Genomic DNA, 6,000 nt, shown 5'->3' on the forward strand with positions numbered 1-6,000 from the left:
GTTGCTGTAAGGCCTTTTGTAGTCCTTTGATTGGTCGTTATAGATCAACAAAATTTGTACATTGAGTGAGAAGCATTCAAGATATTTTACTAGAGGGTAAGGGTAGTTGAAGTATGAGATATTCTTTGTTACATTCGTAAACGGACGAAAATTCTAGTGGCGGAGGTTTTTATGAATATAAAACGGAATGTGGTATTATTTATTGCTTCGAGTTTAGATGGATATATTGCTGCTAAAGATGAGTCACTTGAGTGGCTTTACAATGTCGAAGGGGAAGGGGACAATGGCTTTTCGGAGTTTTATGAAACGGTGGATACGGTTTTGCTTGGTAGAAGGACCTATGATTGGGTAATGAACCAAGAGATGGAGGAATTTCCATATAAAAACAAACAATGCTACGTGTTTACAAGGGCTTCTAATAAAGATATCGAAGATGTGAAATTTGTTAATGGCAGTGTAACTAAATTTATAGAAAGACTAAAAAGCCAAGATGGGAAAAACATTTGGATTGTCGGTGGAGGAGAATTGTTGCATTCTTTTATACAAGAAAAACTGGTGGATGAACTCATTATAACGGTTGCCCCTACTATTCTCGGTAAAGGGATTCCGTTATTTAGAGAGGGAGATTATCAATTAGACCTTTCATTGAAAGGAATGAGAAATTTCAATCAGTTTGTAGAACTCTATTATGAAGTTAAGAATTAATGAAACTCAGATTTCGTTGACAGGAAAGAACTTATAAACCAGAAGGCTAATCGAGTAAATAATAACCAAAACCACAAGTTTGCTTGCATTGCAAGCTAGTGAAAAAATAGGTAGTTATTCAGATAATAGAGAAGTTTCTATCCTAGTGGATAGAAACCTCTCGTTAGTCGTCTGCTTCTATACGAATAGCTTGAATTTTTTGGCAGTCTACAATTAATGTAGAACCAGGTTCGGACTCCGCTTCATTTCCCGTATCTACGAAAAAAGCGCAACAAGTTTGGTTGTTTAAGTTAATAAAAGTGACGTCTTCTAACACTACACCGCCATCTAGAAAAACATCTACTTCAGTTTGCGTTGGCAAATTTCTTAACGTATCACAAATGCAACCTTGACATCTGTCGTTATTACAAACTTTACATGTGTCGTTTTTTTCATTTTTTGCTTTTCGATGTTTCTTACTTGAATAATAAACATAGCCCATAATCAGATTTCTCCTTTGCTAAACTTATTTTGTTGCATTAATAGAATATGAGTAGATAAGATATAATGAATGGACAAACTGATTGGATTAAACATACATTTTAAACCCACACTTAGCTGATTATACATTTGGAGAAGCTCTAATATTATTGGAAAATATAGATTTATATGGTGCTCATCTTTCAAGATTAAATTATTAAGATAAATCAATTCAGCTGCCTTACCAGGCAGCTTTTCTTGTCTTAATCTTTTTCTGATTGATTGAAGGTAAAGGTTGATAAAACATAAAATCAAATCCAGCCAAATTGAGTATGGTGAAGAAACTTCTTAAGTAGTGGGTGCTTTAGTTGAATAAGGTCAATCTAACCTTGATTGTATTTATTACAACCATCCTTTACTTTAGCAAGTCCTAGTAATACTTCACATTAAATGTAATATATATATTGAAAAATGTAATATATATATTGTATAATGTAATATATAGATTACATTATTGGAGGTGTTAAATTTGTGAAAAATCAATTAAAAATCGCTCGGATTTCAGTAGATTTGACGCAACAACAATTGGCTGACAAAGTAGGGGTAACCCGGCAAACCGTTAGTTTGATTGAAAAAGGGAAATATAATCCGACCCTGAAGCTGTGTCTTCAAATCTGCTATGCTGTCAATAAAACATTAGATGAATTATTTTGGCTAGAAAAGGAGGAATGGGAAAATGCAAAAAATTAAAGACGAACGTTTAATACTAAGAAATTTGAAAAATATCCGTATTGCTTACGTTATCCAAACCCTGGGAATTATCGCGATTTTAGGATACGACCTTGTTACAAAAGGAATAGGGGGGATGACTAATAATCCACTATGGTTTGTGTTTATAGTCACCACTATTGTTTCCGCCCTTCTATCTATGAATATTAGTGTAGAACACGAAAGTGAGAAAAGCTCTCCGAAAAAAGGATTAAAGATTTCAATTACTGTATTAGTCCTCATTTGCATTGCTGCTGGTATAATCATATCCCTGATAGATGGGTTTAACATGATGAATGGTTTCGTATTGCCAGGAATATTTTTTATTTGTGGATTTTTTCCAATCTATTATATTTATCATTTAAGGAAAAAAAGAGAGGAAAACTTTGAGGACAAATAACAGAAATAAGAGAGGTGTTACATGTTTGAGTTTCTGAGAAGAATTTGGGGATTCGTTTAATTGGGCTGAGTTCCAATACCTATATTAATTTTATTGGAATAATATAATAGCGATTATTGTTAGCTTCTTCTATTAATATTTATATCTTTTTAAAAACACCTCTAATAATAATTTATAAGTAAAGTTAAGCACTTCCATTGGGAGCAAGGTTAATAGCCATTCATTGAGCCGCATCTGGATAGATTGTCTTGCATTGGCAAAGACAGTATAAGTTAGAGTCTATTATTTCACTGAGTAGATTTATATCACAGTCAATTTTCTCTTTTAAATTATAATCAGAACATCTTTGATACTCGTTTCTTAACCGATAAATTTCTCTTATAAAAAGAAAACATTCTTCTGGAAAGATCATATAATCACCCTCTATCTGATTTAACGTTTAATTATTATGAATTACTTCTCTGCAATAATAACCTTCATATATTATATTACCGGGTACTATGGATTATAAACCGCAATTTGATAAGACTTTGGATTAATCTAGTGTGGTGAGAGGGATGAAAAGTATATCTTCTATAGGAGCCGGCTTTATCAAACGAGAAGGATTATGTTAGTTTTGTTCATTGCTGATATAAGATAATATTACTTTGTGAAATATTGTACTTACAGTATTTATCACTACGAAACACTTTTATTAACCGTTATTGTATCGAGTTATTTCTTTAACTTAACAAACTCTACTGCAACTATTGGGTGTTTTAATTGGCTAAAAATATATAAAATTGACCTTTTATAAAGCTGTAAGTACATGTTCCTGTATTTACAGCTTTACAAAATAAATTGATATAAAATAAATGAATAAAAAAGTTTCATTTTATTTTAAATTGTAAGAAAGGAGGGGATAGATAAAGACATCTCCATCATTTCCTGATATTTAATATGTCTTCAGATAAATCGTCAAACTTCTGATTCTTGTTATTATTCGTATTAGTTTCTTTTTCGATAGTCTTCGATGTTGTATCAAGTGAGAGTTACTGTGTGTATAAGAGTTTCAGGATTGTGAGTAAAAGGGGAAATATCTATTTTCAATGTTTTATAATCACTCAACTCGCATATTTAGATTACGTTTATTCCAAACTCCTTTTGAACGATTTCATTAAATCTCTCCTGATTAATTACCTCTTTTTCCATGCTACCATCAACCCACCGTGTGAGATGAGAATTTGTCAACACTATTCTTCCACTTTCAGTAAAGCGTGAAAGCAAAGGACTTTTGTTAAATGGAGATTGTGGCTGCTCCATTATAAGTTCTCCAATCTCGTTTAACTCTGACAAATCCTCAACTGGTTTATTCGAATCAAAGACATAGCCAATCTTCCATTCCGTATCCCTATACTTTAACTTCATTTCGAGCATATAGTTCCCATGGTCGCTTTTAATTTTTTTGACTCGGAATTCCCCATTCGCTGACTTCACCGTTTCACCGGTTAACGGAACAGGCTTTAATGGTAAATTTCCGCCAAATCCCGTATCAATCAAATACATCCTTTGCTGATGGGAGACAAGGATAGTAACGTGTGTCCGATCCAATGGCTGAAACGCCTGTTTATCATTGTCATATACTCTGCCCCTCACCAACTCAGCATGAAATCCGTTTTCTATTAAAAAGAAATATAGCATTGGATTCAACTCATAACAAAGGCCCCCTTCCTGATTTAGGAGGATTTTATTCACCAAATTTTCCTCTGTAATTTCAGAGGCTCTCCTGTCAATTACTGCTAAATTTTCAAATGGAAGGCTTTGTGCTGTTTTTCTAAGTATTTCTTCCAAGCGTTCAAATGTAATTGTTTCTTCCTCTGTTATTCCTATTCGTTTGCGAAATAATGAATCCATTTTCATGATTACTGCTCCTTTCTTACTTTAACCGGTAGTTTAGTAGAAATTCATCCATTTGTCTAACTTCAGAGGATTAGGTAAGGAGGTGATATGATCTCTTTTATAATGAACATTCGTTTGGACTTATAATACTAATACGACTTAGAAATATAATATGTTTGCTAAAAATTCCTGGTTTATATTCATAAGATTGTAAGAAAGTTTATATCTTACTTTCTTACTAAGTCAAATAGGAAGTTCTAAAAAGTTCTGTTTGAACAGGCTTATAAACCTTAAAGGGAATAACTTTTTCGTTATACATTTTTACGATTAACTGTATTTACATTTTCACAGATCCTTACATATAAATGTAGAACCACGTATACAGAATACTATATCTACTTAAAAAAATAATCATTCGAGCTTAAAGAGATTCTTTTTAGATGGTAGGGGAGGGGAGACCTCCTATTTTATAAAGACCTAGAATATAGCACAACTACCCTGTTTTTTTAAGACTTTTATTATTTTTGCATAGATTAAAAGGATAATAAGGTCGCATATCTTATATATATTGATACAAAAAGAAGTTTGTGAAGAATTACACTTAAACTAAAGGGGCAGCATTCCTGTAATGAACTAAAATGCGGGTTGTGTAAAAAAATTTCCCCCTGATAGAATAAGAGAGTCCAAAAGCTTGCCGGCATAAAGGACAGACTTATTAATCAGGAGGCTAATAAAATGAATTATAACCAAAATAAAAAAATTGCTCAAATCACTTCTCAGACACTAATTATAGGTATTGATATTGCGAAGTTCAAGCACGTTGCTAGGGCGCAGGATTTTAGAGGAATTGAGTTTGGAACGCCTTGTTATTTTGAAAACACGAAGGATGGTTTCCAATATTTTATTAGATGGATCACTCTTATTATGCAGGAAGAGGGCATGAATAAAGTGATAGTCGGTATGGAACCAACCGGTCATTACTGGCTGAATTTAGCCCACATTCTTAAAGAAAATGATATTAAGTTTGTGGCTGTAAACCCACTTCACGTAAAGAAATCTAAGGAATTGGACGATAATTCGCCAACTAAAAATGATGTGAAGGACGCCAAAGTTATTGCACAGTTAGTTAAAGACGGGAGATACGCTGAACCAACAATTCCGCAAGGAGTTTATGCAGAACTACGAGTGGCTAAAAAAATTCGTGATTTCCTAACTGAAGATCTTCAAACTGTTCAAGGCCAAGTTCACAACTGGATAGACCGTTATTTTCCAGAGTTCCTAACTGTCTTTAAAAAGTGGGAGGGAAAAGCTGCATTACAGTTTTTAAAGCTCTACGCATTACCACATGAGTTAGCGAAGTTCTCTGATCAAGAATTGTTAATTCACTTAAGAAAAACTGTAAAACGCGGTGTTGGTCTTAGTAAGATCCAACAGTTAAAACAGGCAGCTAGTAAGTCCGTTGGACTAAAGCAAGGTGCCAGTATGGCTAAATTAGAGCTTAAAACATTAATTGATAAATATGAATTAATCCAAATGAAATTCGAAGAATTAGATTCTAAAATCGATACATTAATTGACCAGATACCTGGTGTCCAACAAATGTTAGCTATTAAGGGTGTTGGAAGAGATACAGTTGCTGGATTTTTTGCCGAAGTTGGTGATCTGAATTAATATTCCCACCCAAGACAACTAATTAAGTTAGCTGGATTAAGTCTCAAAGAGAACACCTCAGGAAAGCATAAGGGAAGAACTACCATTACTAAAAGAGGTAGGAAAAAACTGCGTGCGCT

General features: G+C 33.4%; 5 protein-coding genes and 1 pseudogene. 4 read left to right on the forward strand and 2 right to left on the reverse strand.

All coding sequences use genetic code 11. From position 1 onward, the window contains the following. Nucleotides 1-171 precede the first annotated feature (171 nt). Complete coding sequence (locus D8M04_RS11620; protein WP_121523082.1) at nt 172-705, forward strand: dihydrofolate reductase family protein; 534 nt, start codon at nt 172-174, stop codon at nt 703-705. A gap of 163 nt (nt 706-868) precedes the next feature. Here the strand turns inward: D8M04_RS11620 and D8M04_RS11625 are convergent, their stop codons facing one another. Next, nucleotides 869-1,186 carry a hydrolase gene (locus D8M04_RS11625; RefSeq protein ID WP_425464018.1) on the reverse strand — a complete coding sequence of 106 codons (318 nt, stop codon included), beginning with the start codon at nt 1,184-1,186 and terminating at the stop codon, nt 869-871. Between the two features lie 509 nt (nt 1,187-1,695). On the opposite strand from D8M04_RS11625, the gene D8M04_RS11630 reads away from it, so the two are divergent. Next, complete coding sequence (locus D8M04_RS11630) at nt 1,696-1,914, forward strand: helix-turn-helix transcriptional regulator (RefSeq protein WP_121523084.1); 219 nt, start codon at nt 1,696-1,698, stop codon at nt 1,912-1,914. Then, nucleotides 1,901-2,332 (forward strand): hypothetical protein, encoded by a 432-nt coding sequence (locus D8M04_RS11635; protein WP_121523086.1) that lies wholly within the window; start codon nt 1,901-1,903, stop codon nt 2,330-2,332. Before D8M04_RS11630 ends, D8M04_RS11635 begins: the two co-directional genes overlap by 14 nt. 1,116 nt (nt 2,333-3,448) lie before the next feature. Here the strand turns inward: D8M04_RS11635 and D8M04_RS11645 are convergent. Continuing rightward, complete coding sequence (locus D8M04_RS11645) at nt 3,449-4,231, reverse strand: arylamine N-acetyltransferase family protein (RefSeq protein ID WP_342772644.1); 783 nt, start codon at nt 4,229-4,231, stop codon at nt 3,449-3,451. A gap of 714 nt (nt 4,232-4,945) precedes the next feature. On the opposite strand from D8M04_RS11645, the pseudogene D8M04_RS11650 reads away from it, so the two are divergent. Then, nucleotides 4,946-6,000, forward strand: a pseudogene (locus tag D8M04_RS11650) (IS110 family RNA-guided transposase); the annotation flags it as partial.

Source organism: Oceanobacillus piezotolerans, assembly GCF_003665065.1.
In the GTDB taxonomy this organism is placed as follows: Bacteria; Bacillota; Bacilli; order Bacillales; family Amphibacillaceae; genus Oceanobacillus; species Oceanobacillus piezotolerans.